Genomic DNA, 18,518 nt, shown 5'->3' with positions numbered 1-18,518 from the left:
CGCCGCGAGCTGGTCGACGATCAGCTCGTTGGCGCAGGCGACGTCGGGTGAATAGATGTTGCGCACCGAGCTGGTGTTGAACCGATCCGGCGCCGGCTTGGGCTCGTTGAGCAGCTGCGTGATTGCACCGAAGTTGTAGGGGAGCTCCTGTGTCAGCATGAAGATCGACTCAGAGAACGACAGGTTCGACAGCCCGGTCGGCAGCGCCGCGCCCTCCGCCGTGAGTCGCTCCCCGAGGCCGTGGGTGAAGTCGGTGGGGACGCTCGTGTGGCGCTGCTCGAAGCTGATCACGCTCCCCGCCAGCACAGTCGCCCGGATACGGGAGGTCGCCATCGGGTGGACGCGGCCCTGCCGCGGCTCGTCGGCCCGATGCCACATCAGCTTGACCGGCGCACCGAATGCCTTCGACGCGTGTGCGGCCTCGATGGCCGCGTCGCTGAACAGCTTTCGGCCGAACGAGCCACCACCTTGGACCACGTTGACGGTCACGTTGCCCCGGGGCAGGCCCAGCGCCTTCGCGACCTTCGACTGGGCATCGATCGGCGACTTGAGCCCACCCCAGATCGTGGCGGAGTCCTGACGTACGTCGGCAACGGCGCAGTTGGGCTCGAGCGCCGAGCCGCTGCGGAAGTGGAACACGAAGTCGCCCTCGACCGACTGCGCACCAAGCGCCGGCACCGCCAAGGGCAGCTGTGCCGCGCGCAGCTCCCGGAGAATGTCCGCCGACGACTGTCCGTTCACGGTGCCGGTGTTCCACTCCACGTCAAGCGCTCGGACGGCGTCGATGCACTGGCCGAAGGTCTTCGCCCGCACCGCCACGCCGGTCGGGATGATCGCGACGTGGGTGACCCCCGAGCATTTGCTCGACCTCGCCCTCGGTTGCGGACCGCATGAGCGGTGCCGTTCAGGTCTGGAGCGCGGCACACCATCGTCGGCAACGCGTCGGGGACCGCGAGGTCCATCGCGAACTTCTTGCGGCCGGTCACCGCGTCGACGGCGTCGATCCGCCGGCGGGGGTGCCGACGACGGTGCGCTCCTCCGCGGACTTCAGTTTGACTCGCACCTGAATCGTTCCGGGCACAGCGGCCTTGACGGCGACCTCGCCGTACGTCACGGAGTTGCCCAGCAGGTCGAAGATCACCCCGCCCTTGACCGTGAGGGTGGTGACCAGTGCGCCGAGCTGGATCGCTGCAGCCTCGAGCAACGCCTGCCTCGCGACAGCGGCAGCGACCCTGACGGGGGTGTACATCGAGACGATCGTGTTGGAGCCGCCGGTCAGCTGGTTGAACATCAACTCGGGGCGCGCCGGTGCGAGGGTCACGTGGACCCGCTCGAGTGGCAGGTCAAGCTCGTCGGCGATCAGCATCGCGATCGAGGTGGTGATGCCCTGTCCAACTTCCATCCGAGGCAGCGCAAAGTGGGCGTCACCCGCCTCGTCGACGTGGATCGCGATCAGGTTCGACGTCGGCGTCGCGCAGTGCACGAGGAAGTCGTTGAGGTCGTAGATCTCTGGGATCTGAGGCGTCGACGGTACCGGCACCGCAGCCGCCGGGCTCGCACCCAGCGCGAGGTCGGCCGCCACCACGAGACAGGCGCCCCCGACGACATATCCGACGAACGAGCGGCGGCTGAGCCTTGCGGTGGCCTTCGGGTCAGGACTCGTGTCGTCGGTGCTCATGACGGGCACTCCTCAGATCGACCGCGGCGTGACGCCCCGATGCGCCACCGGCTCTCGCACGGCTCCAAGTCATGGTGACGCCAGTCACTGCTCGAGCACTATGTGCATCGGCTACAAATCCGCTTGGACGATCGTCCAGTCCCGCATCGAATCGCCGCGCCGAAACGGCGCCGGATCATCAGGTGCTCCGTGCACCGCCGCCGAGCAGGCGTACGGCGGCGAGCAGCTCTTCGAGGTCGGCGAAACGGCGCAGGTTGAATCCGGTCCGCTCGGCGATCCTCTCCAGCCGGTAATAGGCGGTGTTCACGTGCACGTGGAGTCGGTCGGCGGCCTCCTTCGCATTGAGGTCGCTGTCGACGTACGCCAACAGGGTCTGAACGAGGGGCGCCGTCGCGCGCGAGGTCGTCTTCGATGAACTGGCGCAGCTCCGGATGGATCAGTCGGTGCGCGGTCGTGTCCTCCCTCAACACCATGTAGTCCACGAGCGTGAGCGTGGACAGCGCCTTGAGGCCGGGGTTCCCCGCGAGCGCCACGTGGGCAATGCTCGCCTCCCGGTAGGCCTCGGGGACGCTGGCCGGGCCTTGGTGCACAGTGCTGGCCCCGACCACGAGTTCGATGCCCAACCGATGGGCGCTTCGACGCCCACGCTCGAGGCCGGCCAGCAGGTTGTTGCCGTCCCCGGACACCGGCAGGATTCCGACGATCTGGTTCTGGCGGATGCTGACGACGCCGAGCTGGTCCGCGTCGACCGCCGACGTCAAGCTCGACAGAGCGGTGCGCAGGTCCGGGTCCCCCAACAGTGGCTGGACCGGCTCGGCGATCACGACCACGAAGGAGCCGACTCGGTCCAGTCCGCTGTCGGTCGCCAGCCGGCGCTTGGCGTCGTCCCTCATTTCACGCCCGGCGATGAGGTCCTCGACGAAGTCTCGGCGGATCCGGTCGCCCTCGGCGAGCTCGAGCTGCTGCGCCTTGAGGTAGGCCGCCGCGGCGATCGAGCTGCCGACCTCGATGACGTTCATCAGGTAGGTGGCCGCCTCCACGGCAACCTGCCAGCTTTCCGGCTCGGCCGCGGCCGTGACGATGCCTTCCCAGAGCGTGACTCGGCCGATACGGAATGCCCGCAAGAAGTCGGGCAGGCCGATGCCTTGGCGAACGCGCCGGGTCGCCTGCTGCTGGGTGATCGCAAAATCCTCCCGCCGGGCCGCTCGCTGGTCACGGAAGGCAGCGAGGACGACGGCGTACACCGCGCGCGTGTGGATCAGGACGTCGTCGCGCAGATCGGGGTCCGGGCTCTCGGCGTACGCCGGAACCCGGGCGAAGAACTGATCGACCGACTTCACGACGATCTCATCCATCGACTGCTCCACGCGAGCCAGAACCCCGGCCGCCAGTGTGTCATCCATTGCCACACCCTAATCCCGGCGCCTTGTGGCCGGACCACAGAGAAGCACCGGAGAGTTCGTGATCGGCTCATCGTGATCGGCGGCGGGCCACAGCGTCACAGTGATGGTCGACACAACGACCCACCGGAGGCAGCACATGGTGACCCAACCCCGACCGATGAAGAAGATCGCAACTGCGGCGCTCGTCGGCACCACCATCGAGTTCTACGATTTCCTCATCTACGGCTACGCAGCCGCCCCGGTGTTCGGGCCGCTGTTCTTCCCGTCGCTGGGCTCGTCAGCCGGCACATGGGCCCTCGGTCGCCACCTTCGGTGTGGCCTTCGTGTTCCGTCCGCTCGGAGCGGTCGTCTTCGGCCACTTCGGCGATCGACTCGGCCGCAAGAAGACACTGGTGACGACGCTGCTGATGATGGGCGGCGGCACCTTCGCGATCGGACTGGTCCCGACGGCCGCGGTCATCGGCGCCGGCGCGCCCCTGATTCTGGTGTTGCTGCGGGCGATCCGGGGCACCGCCCTCGGCGGTGAGTGGGCGGGCGCTGCCCTCCTGACGTCGGAGTACGCCGACGCGAAGAAGCGAGGCAAGTACAGCCTCTTCCCGCAGCTCGGCCCCGGGCTGGGCGTCATCATCGCCAGTGGCACATTCCTGCTCACGATCAAGATGTTCGGGCTCGCCGCCTTCCGGGGAATGGGCCCGGCGCGCCCCGTTCCTCGTCAGCATCGTGCTGATCGGGCTCGGCCTGTGGGTTCGGCTGAACATCGCCGAGACCCCGTCTTTCACGAAGGTGACCGCGGCCGACAAAGCGACCGGCTTTCCCTTCGCCGAGGCCCTGCGCGAGCAGTGGAAGCAGGTCCTCCTCGGCGGCGGCATGCTGTCGATGAGCTTCGGGGGCGTTCTACCTCGCGATCGTTTTCCTCGGCGGCATCGCCGCGAAGCCCACCGAGGCCGGTGGCCCGGGCCTCACCCCGGACCAGCTGCTCACGGGCAACATGGTCGCCGGCGTCGCCCTGTGCGTCGCCGTGATCGGATCCGCGATCCTCTCCGACCGCATCGGTCGCCGAGTCGTGCTGATGGCCGGCACCATCGTCGGCCCGGTGGCAGGTCCGGTGGCCTTCGCGATCCTCGAACCCGGCGACCCGGGGTCCTTCGTCGTCGCGATGATCGTCCTGATGCTGGCGATCGGCATCCCCTACGGCCCGGCAGCGGCCTACCTCCCGGAGCTGTTCCGCGCGAAGTACCGCTACACCGGCGCCGGCATGGCCTACAACCTCGCCGGCATCGTGGGCGGCGCATTGCCGCTGGCGATCGCCGACCCCCTGCTCGAGCGGTGGGGCACTGATGGGTTGGCGTACTTCGTCACCGGGCTCGCCGTGGTGAGCACGTCCTGCCTGCTCGCCCTGCGCGAGACGCGCGGCGACGTCCTCGACGCCGACCCGGGACCGGCTGGCCGCCGCGGCGATCTGAATGCCGCCCAGCGGGGCCGCCTCATCGGGGCGGCCCGCTGGCGCTGGCATCACAGCGGCGCACACCACATCCACTGACTGAACGAAGGGGATCATCATGAACCTCGCCACCCAACTTGTACGCACCGCTGCCGAACACGCCGACCGGCCCGCCGTACGCCTCGACGAGTTGGTCCTGACCTATGCCGATCTGCTCGCCCGGGCCTCGGCAGTCGCCCGCTGGCTCACCGACCATGGCCTCGAGCCCGGCGATCGGGTCGCGCTGGTCCTCCCCAACGTCACGGCTTTCCCCGTGCACTTCTTCGGTGTCCAGCTCGCCGGCGGAGTGATCGTGCCGATGAACCCGCTGCTCAAGGCTCGCGAGATCGAGTACTACCTCACCGACTCGGGGGCGAGGTTCCTGTTCACCTTCGAGGAGATGGGTGCCGAGGCCAAGGCGGCCTGCGACACCGTGGGCGCGACCTGTGTCGTGGTGCCGGTCGGAGGCACTGATTTGGCGCCCGCCTCGTACGACATGGTGCCGCGCGACCTCGAGGACACGGCCGTGATCCTCTACACCTCCGGCACCACGGGGAAGCCGAAGGGCGCCGAGCTCACGCACGACAACATCGCGCGCAACGCGTCGGTCACCGCGAGGACCCTCATCGAGGTCGGCCCGGAGGACGTGGTGATGGGCTGCCTGCCGCTCTTCCATGTGTTCGGCCTGACCTGCGGGCTCAACGCCGCCGTCGCCGCGGGCGCATGTCTGACCCCGGTCCCCCGGTTTGACGGCGCGAAGGCGCTGCAGGTCATCGAACGCGACCAGGTCACTGTCTTCGAAGGCGTGCCCACCATGTACTCGGCGATGCTCGCCTCGTCCGACGGCACCCAGTCCGTCGAGAGCCTCCGGACCTGCATCTCCGGCGGCGCGCCCCTGCCCGTCGAGGTGCTCCGGGCGTTCGAGGAGACCTTGGGCTGTGCCATCCTCGAGGGCTACGGCCTCTCCGAGAGCTCGCCGGTCGCGTGCTTCAACCATCCGCACCGCGAGCGCCGGGCCGGCACCATCGGCGTACCCGTGGAGGACGTCTCGCTCCGCCTCGTCGATGACGACCTGTTGGACGTCGGCGACGGCGAGGTCGGCGAGATCCTGATCAAGGGACCCAATGTGATGAAGGGCTACTGGGGCTTGCCCGACGCCACGGCCGAAACCGTCGTGGACGGTTGGCTCCAGAACCGGCGACCTCGCCACCCGCGACGACGACGGCTATTACACCATCGTGGACCGCAAGAAGAGCCTGATCATCCGCGGGGGCTACAACGTCTACCCGCGGGAGATCGAAGAGGTCGTCTACGAGCACCCGGACGTGGCAGAGGCCGCTGTGGTCGGTATCCCCCACCCGGACCTCGGCGAGGAGGTTGCCGCCGCGGTCGCACTGAAGCCCGGCGCCACCGCGACGCCCGAGGAGATCCGCGAGTTCGTGAAGTCGCGGGTGGCCGCCTACAAGTATCCGCGCGAGGTCTGGATCCTTTCGAGCCTGCCCAAGGGGCCGACGGGCAAGATCCTTCGCCGCGAGGTCAGGCCGCCCGCATAGGTCCTTGCATGGGAGCACTCGAGTCGAGAGAACGGAAATCAAATGCTGCTGCCGGACGACAACCTCACGAGTGACGCGCCGATCCGCGACAAGGTCGTCACGGCGGCAGATGCCGTTCAACTCGTCCGCGACGGCGACGTGGTCGTCATCGAGGGGTTCGCGGGCCAGTGCTACGCCGAGGAGCTTGTGCTCGCACTCGAGGATCGTTTCCTCCAGACTGGTCATCCAGGGGAGCTGTCGTTGGTGTTCGCCGTTGCCCGGGGCGACCGGGCGGGCCGGGGAGTCAGCCACCTGTGCCACGACGGCATGCTGCGCCGGTCGCTCGGTGGCCACTATGGGCTCGCTCCCGAGCTCCAGCGGCTGGCGGTCGAGGGACGGATCGAGGCCTACAACTTCCCGCAGGGTGTTGTCGCCCACCTGCTGCGCGACACCGGGGCGAACAAGCCCGGCGTGCTGACCAAGGTCGGCCTCGGCACTTTCGCCGACCCCGCGCAACGGCGGAGGGAAGGTCAACGAGAGGACCACCGAGGATCGCGTCCGCGTCATGGAGATTGACGGCGAGGAGTTCCTCTTCTACCGCTCGTTCGAGTCCCTCGACGTTGCGCTGCTGCGCGGCACCACGGCCGACCCGCAGGGCAATGTCACCCCGGAGAGAGAAGCACTCACTCTGGAGTCGCTGGAGATCGCGATCGCCGTACACAACCGGGGTGGCCTCGTGATCGTCCGGGTGGAGCGACTTGCCGAGTCGGGTGCCCTGTCGCCGAAGGACGTCAAGATCCCGGGCATCCTCGTCGACTGCGTCGTCGTTGCCGCCCGCCCGGAGCACCACACCCAGACACGGGCGACGACGTACGACCCGGGCATGAGCGGTGAGCTGCGCGTTCCGACAGGAGCCCTCGCGCCGATGCCACTGGACGTCAGGAAGGTCATCGCCCGGCGCGCTGCGATGGAGCTGAGGCCAAACTCGGTCGTCAACCTCGGCATCGGTGTTCCTGAGGGCATCGCGGCCGTGGCCGCCGAGGAAGGCGTCCTGAAGTACGTGACCCTCACCACCGAACCGGGCGTCATCGGTGGCCTGCCCCTCGGAGGCCTCGACTTCGGCAGTGCGCTCAACGCCGAGGCAATCCTTGCCCAACCCTCACAGTTCGACTTCTACGACGGTGGCGGTCTCGACGCCGCCTTCCTCGGGATGGCTCAGGCCGACCGGCACGGGAACGTCAACGTCAGCAGGTTCGGTCCCCGGCTCGCTGGAGCCGGCGGATTCGTCAACATCAGCCAGAACTCCAAGTCGGTGTTCTTCCTCGGCACGTTCCTTGCCCCCGCGCGGGCAGAGGTCCGCGACGGGAGGATCGTCCACACGGACGGCATGGCGGCCGCGAAGTTCATCGCCGACGTCGAGCAGTGCACCTTCGCGGCAAGCAACGCGCTCATCACGGGACAACCGGTCATGTACATCACCGAGCGTTGCGTGTTCCAGCTGACACGGGAGGGTATGGCGTTGGTCGAGGTTGCACCGGGAGTCGATCTCGAGCGCGACGTCCTCGCTCATCTCGGCTTCACCCCCGTGATCCGGCGAGACCCCGTGACGATGGATCCGCGGATCTTCGTCGACGAGCCCATGGGGCTCCGACAGGACCTGTTGAGCATCCCCGTCGAGGCCCGCTTTGCCTACGACCCAGAGCGGAACACCTTCTTCCTGAACATGGAAGGGATGGTCCTCTCGGCGCCGGCACAGGTCGAAGAGATCGGCGCGCTCGTCGATGCCCGGCTCGCTGCCATCGGCCACCGCGTCAACATGGTCGTGAACTATGACAACTTCGTGCTGGCACGGGACCTCGGCGACCAGTACGCCGCGACCGTGCGCGGGCTGACCGAGAAGTACTACGAGAGCGTTCGGCGCTACAGCACCAGCGCCTTCATGCGGCTCAAGCTGACCGACCAGCTCGGCGGACGCGGACTGGCGCCACACGTGTACGAAAGTCGCGCGGAGGCGCTGGCCCGGGTCGACGACCGCCGTCCGATCGCACCGCCGAACCCTGCATGAGCGCGGGTCAGACCGACAGGAAGTCGTCGATGAGCCGGGCCGCCTCGGGCGCCCGGGTCGAGCAGAAACAGGTGGCCGCCACCAGCTACGACGTGGAGCCGCGCGTCGGGGATCAGCCACGAGAGGATTCGACCGTTCGCGAGCGGCAGGATCGGGTCGTCGTCGCCATGGAGGACGAGGACCCGCGACCGGATCCGGTGCAGGAATGGGACGGAGGTCCACCGGGCCACGGCGTACAACTGACCGAGATACCCGACCAGCGAGGGCGGGCGCTCGAACCGTGCCGCCATCCGCCCGTGGATCCGCGCGTCCGAGCGGGCCGCTCCGCCGTAGATGACGGGGCTGATCCGTTGCGCGTAACGAGGCGCCCAGTACCGCAGCGGTGTGCTCATGTGCATCAGCACGCGCGGACTGCCCGGCACCCCTCCGAGCCCCGGCGTAGTTGCGGCGAGAACGATCCGCCGTACGCGCTCCGGCGCCGGGCGGGCGACCTCTGGGCGACGGCGCCGCCGCCGAACGAGACACCCGGGACGTCGACCTCGGAGAGTCCGAGCGCGTCGAGCACGGCGACCGCGATGCGGGCCGGGCCGGGCATCCGCAGCGGCGGCAGAACCGGCGGCGAGCCGCCGGCCCCGGGCAGATCGAACGAGATCGTCCGGTAACCGCGTGGCACGAGCTCGGCCTCCAGCCCACGCCACATGTCGAGCGATCCGCCGATGCCCATGACCAGCAGCAGCGGACGACCCTCGCCACGCTCGGAGACCCGGACCCGCGCACCGTTCACGTCCAGCACACGGATGCGGTTCGGTGGCAGGTCCGGCAGCCGTCGCACCGGGGCTTTCACGCGTCGAAGACGTAGGTGCCGGGCGCCTCGGCGAGCGGCTTGTGCATCCCACGACCGACGCCGGCCGGTGCCGGCACGAGTTCGCCAGCCCGGGTGGAGAGCCAGTCGCTGTAGTGGGTCCACCAGCTGCCTTGGACCTGCTCGGCGCCCGCCCGGAACTCGCGTGGGTCGGCCGGCGTGTCCGTGCCGGTCTGGAAGCTGGCCTTGGCGTTGGTCGGTGGATTCACCGGGGCTGCGATGTGGCCACTGGTCGACAGCACGAACTGAGTCTTGCCACCCAGCAGACCGGTCGTCCGGTAGCAGCTCTGCCGGGGCGTGATGTGGTCGGCGATGCCGGCAACGACATACGCGTCCGCCGAGATCTTGTCGAGCTCGACAGGCACTCCGCGGGCGGTCGCCGCGCCGGGGGTGACGAGCTTGTTGGCGAGCGACAGTTCGAGGAAGTCGCGGTGCAGCCCCGCGGGCATCCGTGTCGTGTCCGCGTTCCAGTAGAGGACGTCGAACGCGGGCGGCGGCTTGCCGAGGAGGTAGTTGTTGACCCAGTAGTTCCAGACCCGGGTCGTTGGGCCGCAGCCACGCGAACACCTCGGCCGGGACGCTGCCGTCGAGGTAGCCCACCCGTGCGGACCGCTTCATCGCCGCCTCAGCCCGAGCCCGGTCCAGCAGGGCACTCGTGGTGCCGGCCCTCGCCTGATCCAGCACCGTCACGAGCAGGGTGAGTGCGGCCAGCTCCTCCGCACGACCCACGGCAGTGAGGTGCGCGGCCGCCATCGACGCGATGATCCCGCCGGAGCAGGTGCCCGCCACCGCGGCCCGTGGCGACTGGGAGATGTCACGCACGACGTCGAAGGCCTCCGGGACGCCGTGCACGTAGGTGTCGATGTCCCAGCTCGCGTGCCGAGCCGTTGGATTGCGCCGGGACACCATGAAGACCCGGTGGCCCTGCTGGACAGTGCTCGACGACGCTTCGTCCGGGCGCGAGGTCGAGCACGTAGAACTTGTTGATGGTGGGCGGCACCATGAGCAGCGGCACCTCGCGTACCTCGTCGGTCTGCGCGCCGTACTGGATGAGTTCCGGGACCGGGGTGCGGAAGACCACGGCACCCGGAGTCGCGGCGAGGTTGCCTCCGACCGTGAACCCAGACTTGTCGACCATGCTCGGGATCCTCGGCGCCGAGGACACGTCGGACAGCAGGGCCTTCAGCCCACGCACGAGGTTGCCACCGCCCGTCTCGATCACTGCCTTTGCGGCCTCGGGGTTGATCAACACATTGTTGGAAGGCGCGAGCGCGTCGATCAGGTTCTCCGCCACGAGACGGATCCGCTTGTCAGCGCGATCTCCCAGCTCCGCGTCGTCGACCAGTTGCAATGCGGTCTCGGACGTGACCGGGTAGGTCTGGAGCAGTCTGCGCAGCATCGGGTTCTGGCTCCACGACGAGTCGGTGAACCGTCGGTCCCGGCTGCTGGGCGCTGCCTGCGAGGTGCCCGCCACGATGCCGGCGTAGTCAACGGCCAGCCTCGAGAGGCGCTCCGTCACCGTCCGGGGCCGCCGGGCCAAGGCGCCCGAGAAGGACAGGGCCTCGCGGCCCGGGAGGAACTGACTGCCCGCAACCCTCCCGGCACTGGACAGCAGGCTGTCGAGCGGGACCGCCAACTCGTCGTCCGCCTCGTGCATCGTCGTCGCCATGCATCAAGGCTTGCATCGGACCGCGCCGATGGCTTCATGGACGGCCGACAAACCCGGCTGTCGCAGTAGTAGCCGGTCCACAACACCGGCGCTCAAGTGTGACGAAACGCGACCAACTGTCGCCGGTATGTCGCCCACTGTGGCCTGACCACATCGAGATTCGTCGAACTCTGGAGTGGCTCCCAAAGTCCAGCACTGTGGCCCCGATCACACTTCAGCAGCAAGTCGATCACACCACGAAGTGAGGATGCCATGTACGACTACGTCATCGTCGGAGCCGGATCTGCCGGCGCCGCCATCGCAGCCCGGCTGAGCGAAGACCCGGATGTCCGGGTCGCCCCCGGTGGAGGCAGGTGGGGCGGACACCGCGGACGAGATCCACATCCCCGCGGCCTTCGGCAGCCTGTTCAAGAGCGAGTGGGACTGGGACCTCGACAGTGAGCCGGAACCGGAGCTCGCTGGCCGCCGTGCCTATCTGCCGCGCGGCAAGATGCTCGGTGGATCCAGCTCGATGAACGCGATGATCTACATCCGTGGCAACAAGGCCGATTACGACCAGTGGGCGGCCGACGGAGCCACCGGTTGGGCCTACGAGGACGTCCTGCCCTACTTCAGGAAGGCAGAGGACAACGCTCGCGGGGGCGACGACTTCCACGGAATCGGGGGGCTGCTGACGGTGTCCGAGAGCCGGTCGATGAACCCGCTCTGTGACGCCCGGGTCGACGCCGCGGTCGAGGCGGGCTTCGCCCGCAATCCGGACTTCAACGGCGCCGACCAGCTCGGCGTCGGCCGTTTCCAGCTCACTCAGCGGGAAGGCATGCGCTGCAGTACGGCGGTGGCCTACTTGCACCCGGCCATGGAACGGCCCAACCTCACTGTGATCACCGATGCCCACGCCACCAAGGTGCTCTTCGACGGCACCCGCGCCGTCGGCGTCGAGGTCAGGCGTGGCGGGAAGATCGAGGAGGTCCGCGCCGAACGCGAGGTGGTTCTCTCGGCCGGTGCCTACGGCTCGGCCCATCTGCTGCTGCTCTCGGGCGTCGGACCGGCCGCGCAGCTGGCGGCGTTCGGCATTCCGCTGGTGGCTGATCTGCCCGTCGGTGAGCGCCTGCAGGACCACTTCATGGTGATGCTCAACTACCTCACCGACCACGAGACCCTGATGACGGCTGCCAGCGTGGAGAACGTCGAGCTGCTGCAGTCCGAAGGCCGCGGCCCGCTCACGTCCAACATCGGTGAGGCCGGAGGTTTCTTCGAGACGCGAGAGGGGCTGGCCGGCCCCGACGTCCAGTTCCACTCCACGCCCTGCTTCTTCAAGGAGGAGGGGCTCGGCGCTCAGGACGCCCAGGGGATTCGCCGCCGGACCGTGCGTGCTCAAGCCCACCAGCACGGGCACGCTCACGCTTCGCTCGCCAAACCCGCTGGTCGCACCCCGGATCCAGCACAACTACCTCGGCTCCGAGGCAGACCGGACCAGCATCGTGGCCGGCCTCCGCATCGCTCTACAGATCGCCGACCAGCCAGCGATGAAGCAGGTCATCACCGGTGACCATGTCGTTCCCGCCGGCGCAACGGACGAGGAGTTGCTCGCCTTTGCCCGCCGGGTCGGCCAGACGCTCTACCACCCGACCTCGAGCTGTTCCATCGGCCACGTGGTCGCCCCGGACCTGACCGTCCCGGGCGTCGAAGCCCTGCGCGTCGCCGATGCCTCCGTCATGCCGACGGTGATCCGCGGCAACACCAACGCGCCCACGATCATGATCGGCGAGAAGGCCGCCGACCTCATCAAGCAGGCCCACGCCACAGGAGAAGCCAATGAATGACGTCCTCACCTACCAGATGTTCATCGACGGAGAGTGGGTCGCCTCCCCGGAGATCTACGAGATCAAGGCCCCGGCCACCGACGAGGTGGCTGCGCGGAGTCGCCTTCGGAGGTGTTGAGCACGCCGACGCCGCGGTCGCGGCCGCACAGGCCGCCCACGAGGAGGGCACCGGCGTCGGATGACGCCGAAGGAGCGCGCCGACGTGCTCGACCGGATGGCCGACAGCATGGAGGCCAAGGCCGACCTGCTTGCCAGGGTTGGCAACCGCCGAGAACGGGGTGACCGTGCGGACTGCGGGCGCCTTCCACATCGGACTGGGCATCGCGAACCTGCGGGTCTTCGCTGCCATGGCTCGGGGGTTCGAGACCGAGATCGAGAACCCGCTGGCGCCCGAGACCGAGGATTCCCGGTCGGTGATTCGTCGGGAGCCGATCGGTGTGTGCGCCGGGATCGTGCCGTTCAACTTCCCGTTGGTGCTGGCCGGCTGGAAGCTGGGCCCGGCGCTCGCGGCCGGCAACACCTTCGTGCTCAAGTGCGACGAGAACACCCCACTCACGCTTCTGGAACTGGCGAAGTCAGCCGAGGAGGCAGGTCTGCCCAAGGGTGTCCTCAACGTCATCACCGGCCCCGGCGAGACAGTCGGCGACCGTCTCGCCTCGCACCCCGACGTACGCAAGATCGGCTTCACGGGCTCGACCGAGGTCGGCAAGCTCGTCCAACGCAACGCCGCGGACAACCTCAAGAAGATCACACTCGAACTGGGTGGCAAGGGCCCCAACATCATCCTCGATGACGCCGACACTGGATCTGGCCATCGACGGATCGATCTTCGCCTTCTTGATGTACTCCGGCCGAGTGTGCGAGTCCGGCACCCGCCTTCTGGTGCCCAACAGCCGCAAGGACGAGATAGTCGAGCGCCTGATCACCCGGCTCGCTGATGTGCGGATCGGTGACCCCAACGACATGGCCACCGACATGGGCCCGGTCGCGTCGCACGACCAGAAGAAGCGTGTCGAGAGGTATGTAGGCATCGCCGCCGAGGAGGGCGCAACCATCGCATACCGCGGCACGCTGCCCGACGAGCCGATGTTCGCCAAGGGTGCGTGGGTGGCGCCGATCGTCTACACCGACGTCACCAACGACATGCGAATCGCCCGTGAGGAAGTCTTCGGCCCCGTCCTCGTGGTGATCGGGTACGACGACGACGCCGAGGCCATCAGGATCGCCAACGACACCGACTACGGCCTTTCGGCAGGGGTATGGGGTTCCCCTGAGCGAGCCCTCGCGGTCGCCGAGGAGATCGAGGCCGGCACCGTCTGGGTCAACGACTGGCACGCCGGTTTCCCCGATGAACCCCTTCGGTGGCTTCAAGCAGAGCGGCATCGGTCGTGAGCTGGGACCCGACGCACTCGCGGAGTACACCCGAGTCAAGACGATCAGGCAGAGCAAGGACTCGGACTGGTCCAAGCGGGGTTACGCGCTTGTGCTGCCACCGCCAGCCTGAACCCCCTCCGCCTTCAGCACTGGGGGCTGACCTGCAGGAGTCGCACGGCGATCGGCGGCTCCTGCGGGTGGACCTCGGACCGCAAACAGCAATAGACGCACCGGTCAGGATCGGCGGATGTAGAGACGCAGGGAAGACTGACGAGTCGCCCCGCGGGGAACTTTGACGACAGGGGCCCGATCAGTGGTCCCTCGTCAAAGTGCGACCGGTCAATGCAGCCAGAGGTGGTTTGTGGGTTTCACGGCGGGCGGCGTGGGTAGCGTCGCTGACGACCGCGGAGAGCGGTCTCATTTCAGAGGAGAGCCGTGTTGACCAGTCTCAAGATCGCGGTGGCAACCGCCACCCTCGCATGCGGATCGCTTGTGGCTGCGGCCCCAGCACACGCGGCGACCGTTCCAGAATGCACCTCCTACGTGAAGATCACTCAGCCCAACAGCACCTTCTACGCCTACAAGCCAGCGCATCAGGGTTCGACCACGTGTTGGCTCAATCGCGGTTCACAAGGGGCGGGGGTCTGGGCCCTGCAGAGGAATCTCAAGTACTGCTACGGCCAGAGCATCGCCACCGACGGTTCCTTCGGCCCCGCGACCGAGCAGGCGCTCAAGAACGCGCAGGCACGACATGGGTTGGTGCCTGACGGCGAATACGGACCCTTGACGCGGGCCAATCTGATTTTGTTCTACACGATCCCCAGCGGCCGGGCAGGCGGCTGCTGAGCAGGAGGGCGTTCAACTGGGTCCTCGAAAAATCGTCGGCAGCAGCTGGGCGGTGGTTGTGAAGGTGGTGTCGAGATGCAGGGCGATTCCTGAACCCCGTGGCGAGCCAGCACATGTGCGATCACCCGCCATGGCCATGGATCTCCTCGCGGATGATCTGGAGGTCGAGGGGTCGGAGTCCTTCGCTCGTAGTGGGCGCGACGAAGAAGTCCGCCGCCCTGATCGTCACGTCAGCCTCCAGCCGCGGAGGCCGAGCGAAGCGGCAAGATTAACCGATTACCCGTCTCGTTAATGTTCATTGAATCTCGACAACAACGGACCGGGGTCAGTGCGCCATGTCCACGAACCGCGAGTAGTGACCCACGGAAGGCAACCGTCAGGTCGCGCGTCGGGCCGTTGCGGTGCTTGGCCACGATCAGGTCGGCCTCGCCGGGGCGGGTCGACTCCTTCTCGTAGACGTCCTCGCGGTGCAGCAGGATCACCATGTCCGCGTCCTGCTCGAGCGAGTTGTGAGCCGCGATGCCCTCGACGACGAAGTTGTGGGTGCCCATGACGGTGGCGTCGTAGACCGGCTGCTCACCGATGAGCTCGATCGATGCGATGGCGTCCCAATAGACGTCGTTCGTAGCGAGGACATCGAGGTCCGCATCACCGAGAACTTCGGCCACGCGCGCCATGCGCTCACGGCTCGGCGCGTGCTTCCACAGCGTAGAACCACAGAACTGGGTGCCCATGGCAGCCGCGAACTCGCGGTGGGTCATGCCCTGCTCGGACAAGACCTCACGGACGTGCCCCCAGACCTCCTTGGGCACGGTGTCGAGGTTGGTGTTGGCGCGGACGTCGCGCAACTTGTCGGCAAGGTTGGCCGCCTTCACACCGCGCTCCCCGTGGACGCCGATCTCGTCGCAGAAGCGGAGCTGGTTCTCGGCGCCGTACACGTAGAGGTGATAGCCGTCGCGGTAGCCGGCCTTGCGGACTCGCTTGATCCCTGGTGAAGACGTTGTAGCGCAGCAGCAGGCGCGCGAGGTCGTCCACGAGGCGCCGGCTCGTCGAGGCGTAGTAGACGCGGCCGAGGTTGTTCTTCTCGTCGTAGCCGATCGAGCCGTCGGTCGCCCAGATGTGCTTGATGAACAGGCCGACCTGCGCCTTGGGCAGGCCGAACACCCAGTCGGGCACGAACTTCTCATGGCTGCGCAGACCGAAGAGACCGTCCTCGTCGAGCCACGCGGCGATCGGGTTCCGCTTGCCGTGGGTCAGGTGGTACGGCGCAGGCAACCTCAGTGTCGTGACCCGGGCTGCGGCGTACTCGTCGCGCTTCGGAGTGATCCCGAAGCGCCCGGCCGCGGCGTTGCCGACCGACGCCAAGTTGGCCTCGTCGATCGAGACGTAGCGGATCGGCTGGCGCTTCACGAATGACCCGTCGCCGAGCATGTGGGCGAGCAGGACGATTTCATCCTCGTCGCGAGGCGCGACCTCGAGCGGCGGCGGAACGTGCCGGACAGCACCCAGACGGGAGCCGGGCGTCAGTTCCGAGAGCGGCATCCAGCCGTCGTAGGTGAGGAACTTGTGGTTGCCGGTCGCCGTGATCCGTCGCCCGGATGTGAGCGTCAGCTCGAACACCGGCTTCGTGCCGGAGGGGAAGGCGTGGGTCAGGGTGCGCGGCACCAGCTTGAGTCGGTCATCCAACGACCACACGGGGATGTCCTTGGCACCCGACTCCATCAGCTGGCCGAGCGTGATCTCTGCATTGGTGTCCGCCCGCATGAGGCGGGTGTCCGCCGTGAGGCAGCCGGACTCGCGAAGGTCACTCATCATCGGCTTCTTGTCCGCACGCTGCTCGGGACCACGGTTGAGCTGCGAGAGCGCGATGATCGGGAGCTCGAGCTCCTTGGCGAGCAGCTTGATCTGCCGCGAGAACTCCGAGACCTCGAGCTGGCGGGACTCGACCTTCTTGCCCGAGCTCATCAGCTGCATGTAGTCGATGACGATCAGCTTGAGGTCGTGGCGCTGCTTGAGCCGCCGCGCCTTGGCCCGGATCTCCATCATCGTCATGTTGGGCGAGTCGTCGATGAACATCGGCGCCCCGGAGACCTGGCCCATCTTCTTGGCCGAGAGGTCCCAGTCCTGCTCGGTCATCTGCCCGTTGCGGATGTGGTTGAGCGGCACCTTCGCCTCGGCCGACAGCAGTCGCATCATGATCTCGGTGCGCGTCATTTCGAGGCTGAAGAAGACGCTGGTCAAGTTGTTGGCAATCGACGCTGCCCGGCAGAAGTCGAGCGCCAGCGTGGAGTTGTGGGTCGGGATCGTGGAAGGACCGGCGAGGTACAGGTGGTCTTCGTTGTCGACCTGAACGCACCTCACCGGGACCGAGGCCGTCGAGATGACGGTTTCTGACCTTGACGGAGGTTCCGTCGGGCATCGTGATGGTGTGCAGCCAGTCGGCTGTGCGAGCCAACTCGCGCGTCGTGCAGATCTGGCCGTGTGGACGATTGTGCTCACCGCCGACGCGGGCGGGAGCCGTCATACCAGAATCGTCCAGTGGGATGATTCGGCCCCGGAACGGACTCAGGCCCTGCAAGCGGAGACGTCAACCACTGGTGCTCGGCGTCGGCCACGATCACCGATCCGTCGGAGAAGGTGACTTCGTAGCAAGGGCGATCGATCATCACGTCCGTCGCAGCGACGACCCGGGTCGGATTCCCAGAGGCGTCATACAGCAGATCGCCCACGGCGACCTCGCCCATCGTCGTCCAGCCGGTCGGCGTCGGAAGCGGAGTGTCGAGCGCAAGGGCCTTCCCCATGGCGGGACGAGCCGCCACGATGATCATCTGACCCGAGTGCAGACCGTTGGTGAGCTCGTCGAGGTCGGCGAAGCCGGTGGGCACGCCGTAGAGCCCGGCCTCCCGGTTGCCGATCGCCTCGATCTCGTCGAGCGTCGGGTTCATGATGTCGCTGAGCGGGGCGTAGTCCTCGGTGGCCCTGCGGTCGGTGATCTTGTAGACCTCGGCCTGCGCCCGGTCGACGACGTCGTCGACCCGGCCCTCGCCGGCGTAGCCGATCTGCACGATCTTGGTGCCGGCGTCGACGAGGCGGCGCAGGATCGCCTTCTCCCGGACGATCTCGGCGTAGTAGCCGGCGTTGGCGGCGATCGGCACGTTGGCCGACAGCGTGTGGAGGTATGGCGCACCGCCGACCCGCTCCAGCTCGCCCTTGCGACTCAGCTCGGCCGCCACGGTGACCGGGTCAGCGGGCTCGCCCCGGCTGTAGAGATCGATGATCGCGTCGTGGATGACCTCGTGCGCGGGGCGGTAGAAGTCGGGTCCGCGCAGCGTCTCGGTGACGTTGGCGATCTCGTCCTTGGAGATCAGCATCGCGCCGAGCACGCTCTGCTCGGCCGCGTTGTCCTGGGGTGGTGTGCGGTCGCCGGGACGCCCGGGTGATTGACCCGGTTCGTAGGCCGCGCGGCCCGTCGCCCCACTCGAAGTCGTTCTCGGTGCGACCCTGCTCGGCGATGCTCACCCGAGATCCTCACTGCTAGAAAACTGGACGCCTCGACCTTGGTCGAAACGTATGGCACGGCACCGACATCGATGGAGATGGGGCGCATACCACGCCGCCCCGACAATGATCAGCCCCGCGATCCACATCGCGCGGAACTGCGCGACCTGTACGCTCTCCACGGTGCGTCCTCCTACCAGTTATCCACAGGCCATGTGCATAACTGCCCGAGAGGAGTGGACGACACGCCTGCCCCGGTGCATCGACTGGGGACGCCGCTGTGGACAA

Annotated in this window: 17 protein-coding genes and 7 pseudogenes; 12 read left to right on the top strand and 12 right to left on the bottom strand. The window is 67.5% G+C overall.

Features of this window, described 5'->3' with window-relative positions; genetic code table 11:
- Nucleotides 1–417: 417 nt before the first annotated feature.
- From LP418_RS11810 to LP418_RS11800, 3 genes and pseudogenes are all read right to left on the bottom strand, one after another.
- Nucleotides 418–639 (bottom strand): annotated as a pseudogene (locus LP418_RS11810) (molybdopterin cofactor-binding domain-containing protein); the annotation flags it as partial.
- Nucleotides 640–982: 343 nt separating this feature from the next.
- A complete protein-coding gene (locus LP418_RS11805) occupies nt 983–1,678 on the bottom strand; it encodes a molybdopterin cofactor-binding domain-containing protein (RefSeq protein WP_257956401.1) in 696 nt (231 codons plus the stop codon).
- 98 nt (nt 1,679–1,776) lie between these two features.
- Nucleotides 1,777–3,081 carry a PucR family transcriptional regulator gene (locus LP418_RS11800; protein ID WP_257956400.1) on the bottom strand — a complete coding sequence of 435 codons (1,305 nt, stop codon included), beginning with the start codon at nt 3,079–3,081 and terminating at the stop codon, nt 1,777–1,779.
- Nucleotides 3,082–3,404: 323 nt separating this feature from the next.
- On the opposite strand from LP418_RS11800, the gene LP418_RS11795 reads away from it, so the two are divergent.
- Genes LP418_RS11795 through LP418_RS11770 form a run of 5 tightly spaced genes read left to right on the top strand, consistent with a single transcriptional unit; the run spans nt 3,405 to nt 8,158 of the window.
- On the top strand, nt 3,405–4,103 hold the full coding sequence (locus LP418_RS11795; RefSeq protein ID WP_257956399.1) for an MFS transporter: 699 nt from the start codon (nt 3,405–3,407) through the stop codon (nt 4,101–4,103).
- Nucleotides 4,070–4,621 carry an MFS transporter gene (locus LP418_RS11790; RefSeq protein WP_257956398.1) on the top strand — a complete coding sequence of 184 codons (552 nt, stop codon included), beginning with the start codon at nt 4,070–4,072 and terminating at the stop codon, nt 4,619–4,621. The genes LP418_RS11795 and LP418_RS11790 overlap by 34 nt, the downstream gene beginning before the upstream one ends.
- Nucleotides 4,622–4,640: 19 nt before the next feature.
- The gene (locus LP418_RS33210; protein ID WP_442940171.1) at nt 4,641–6,188 is read left to right on the top strand and encodes an AMP-binding protein; all 1,548 of its coding nucleotides are present in this window, start codon (nt 4,641–4,643) and stop codon (nt 6,186–6,188) included.
- A complete protein-coding gene (locus tag LP418_RS11775) occupies nt 6,157–6,669 on the top strand; it encodes a CoA-transferase (protein ID WP_257956397.1) in 513 nt (170 codons plus the stop codon). Before LP418_RS33210 ends, LP418_RS11775 begins: the two co-directional genes overlap by 32 nt.
- Nucleotides 6,659–8,158 carry a CoA-transferase gene (locus LP418_RS11770; RefSeq protein ID WP_257956396.1) on the top strand — a complete coding sequence of 500 codons (1,500 nt, stop codon included), beginning with the start codon at nt 6,659–6,661 and terminating at the stop codon, nt 8,156–8,158. The genes LP418_RS11775 and LP418_RS11770 overlap by 11 nt, the downstream gene beginning before the upstream one ends.
- A gap of 68 nt (nt 8,159–8,226) precedes the next feature.
- On the opposite strand, the pseudogene LP418_RS33205 reads toward LP418_RS11770, so the two are convergent.
- The 4 genes and pseudogenes from LP418_RS33205 to LP418_RS11755 form a co-directional block, all read right to left on the bottom strand.
- Nucleotides 8,227–8,448: pseudogene (locus LP418_RS33205) on the bottom strand (alpha/beta fold hydrolase); the annotation flags it as partial.
- 107 nt (nt 8,449–8,555) lie between these two features.
- A complete protein-coding gene (locus LP418_RS11765) occupies nt 8,556–8,951 on the bottom strand; it encodes an alpha/beta fold hydrolase (RefSeq protein ID WP_257956395.1) in 396 nt (131 codons plus the stop codon).
- Nucleotides 8,952–8,998: 47 nt separating this feature from the next.
- Nucleotides 8,999–9,553 (bottom strand): annotated as a pseudogene (locus LP418_RS11760) (hypothetical protein); the annotation flags it as partial.
- A 281-nt stretch (nt 9,554–9,834) separates the two neighbouring features.
- Nucleotides 9,835–10,689, bottom strand: a complete 855-nt coding sequence (locus tag LP418_RS11755; RefSeq protein ID WP_257956393.1) for a hypothetical protein — start codon at nt 10,687–10,689, stop codon at nt 9,835–9,837.
- Nucleotides 10,690–11,014: 325 nt separating this feature from the next.
- On the opposite strand from LP418_RS11755, the gene LP418_RS11750 reads away from it, so the two are divergent.
- The 7 genes from LP418_RS11750 (at nt 11,015) to LP418_RS11725 (ending at nt 14,732) form a co-directional block, all read left to right on the top strand.
- A complete protein-coding gene (locus LP418_RS11750) occupies nt 11,015–12,238 on the top strand; it encodes a GMC family oxidoreductase (protein ID WP_257956392.1) in 1,224 nt (407 codons plus the stop codon).
- Entirely contained in the window at nt 12,126–12,512 is a 387-nt protein-coding gene (locus LP418_RS11745; RefSeq protein WP_257957008.1) for a GMC oxidoreductase, read from the top strand. Before LP418_RS11750 ends, LP418_RS11745 begins: the two co-directional genes overlap by 113 nt.
- Entirely contained in the window at nt 12,505–12,630 is a 126-nt protein-coding gene (locus tag LP418_RS11740; RefSeq protein WP_257956391.1) for a hypothetical protein, read from the top strand. The genes LP418_RS11745 and LP418_RS11740 overlap by 8 nt, the downstream gene beginning before the upstream one ends.
- A 160-nt stretch (nt 12,631–12,790) precedes the next feature.
- Entirely contained in the window at nt 12,791–13,450 is a 660-nt protein-coding gene (locus LP418_RS11735; protein WP_442940170.1) for an aldehyde dehydrogenase family protein, read from the top strand.
- Nucleotides 13,353–13,904 (top strand): aldehyde dehydrogenase family protein, encoded by a 552-nt coding sequence (locus LP418_RS11730; RefSeq protein WP_257956389.1) that lies wholly within the window; start codon nt 13,353–13,355, stop codon nt 13,902–13,904. Before LP418_RS11735 ends, LP418_RS11730 begins: the two co-directional genes overlap by 98 nt.
- Entirely contained in the window at nt 13,861–14,016 is a 156-nt protein-coding gene (locus tag LP418_RS33200) for an aldehyde dehydrogenase family protein (protein ID WP_442940169.1), read from the top strand. The genes LP418_RS11730 and LP418_RS33200 overlap by 44 nt, the downstream gene beginning before the upstream one ends.
- A gap of 308 nt (nt 14,017–14,324) precedes the next feature.
- The gene (locus LP418_RS11725; protein ID WP_257956388.1) at nt 14,325–14,732 is read left to right on the top strand and encodes a peptidoglycan-binding domain-containing protein; all 408 of its coding nucleotides are present in this window, start codon (nt 14,325–14,327) and stop codon (nt 14,730–14,732) included.
- 325 nt (nt 14,733–15,057) lie between these two features.
- Here LP418_RS11725 and LP418_RS11720 read toward each other — a convergent pair.
- The 5 genes and pseudogenes from LP418_RS11720 to LP418_RS11705 form a co-directional block, all read right to left on the bottom strand.
- Nucleotides 15,058–15,238 (bottom strand): annotated as a pseudogene (locus LP418_RS11720) (DnaB-like helicase C-terminal domain-containing protein); the annotation flags it as partial.
- A gap of 27 nt (nt 15,239–15,265) precedes the next feature.
- Nucleotides 15,266–15,466: pseudogene (locus LP418_RS30835) on the bottom strand (hypothetical protein); the annotation flags it as partial.
- A 46-nt stretch (nt 15,467–15,512) separates the two neighbouring features.
- Nucleotides 15,513–16,496: an LAGLIDADG family homing endonuclease gene (locus LP418_RS11715; RefSeq protein ID WP_257957007.1), complete on the bottom strand. Its 984-nt coding sequence runs from the start codon at nt 16,494–16,496 to the stop codon at nt 15,513–15,515.
- A 9-nt stretch (nt 16,497–16,505) separates the two neighbouring features.
- Nucleotides 16,506–17,105 (bottom strand): annotated as a pseudogene (locus LP418_RS11710) (DnaB-like helicase C-terminal domain-containing protein); the annotation flags it as partial.
- Between the two features lie 404 nt (nt 17,106–17,509).
- A pseudogene (locus tag LP418_RS11705) lies at nt 17,510–18,251 on the bottom strand (DnaB-like helicase N-terminal domain-containing protein); the annotation flags it as partial.
- Nucleotides 18,252–18,518 lie beyond the last annotated feature (267 nt).

Source organism: Nocardioides sp. B-3, assembly GCF_024703895.1.
Lineage (GTDB): Bacteria > Actinomycetota > Actinomycetes > Propionibacteriales > Nocardioidaceae > Nocardioides.
Note: the sequence above shows the minus strand (reverse complement) of the source record. Positions and strands in the feature narration are given on the sequence as shown.